The sequence below is a fragment of the Cohnella baijiui genome (assembly GCF_020731285.1).
Taxonomy (GTDB): Bacteria; Bacillota; Bacilli; order Paenibacillales; family Paenibacillaceae; genus Cohnella.
In genome coordinates this window covers 1-232 of sequence record NZ_JAJFOW010000370.1, presented here as the reverse complement: position 1 = coordinate 232, position 232 = coordinate 1, and the positions used below count along the sequence as shown (strand labels likewise).

Here is a 232-nt window from a genome sequence, read left to right as displayed (position 1 = left end):
ACCGGCACACGGGTGCGCGCCGCATCATTCATGATCAGCATAAATGTTGAGTGAAAATCTGGATGAATCTCATCAATGGAGTAGACATTCACCATATAAGCGCGATGACTCCGTATAAACAAATCACCCGGCAGCATGCGTTCAAGCTCAAGTAAGCTGTATTTATTCACATACACACCGCGCTCCGTATACAAGTACGTCTTTCCCTTCTCCGATTCAATAAAATGAATCT

General features: G+C 44.4%; 1 protein-coding gene. It reads right to left on the bottom strand.

Features of this window, described 5'->3' with window-relative positions; all coding sequences use genetic code 11:
- Nucleotides 1–194, bottom strand: a 194-nt coding sequence (locus LKX83_RS32995) for a LytTR family DNA-binding domain-containing protein (protein WP_255655038.1), incomplete at its 3' end; no start/stop codon positions are given.
- Between the last annotated feature and the right edge of the window lie 38 nt (nt 195–232).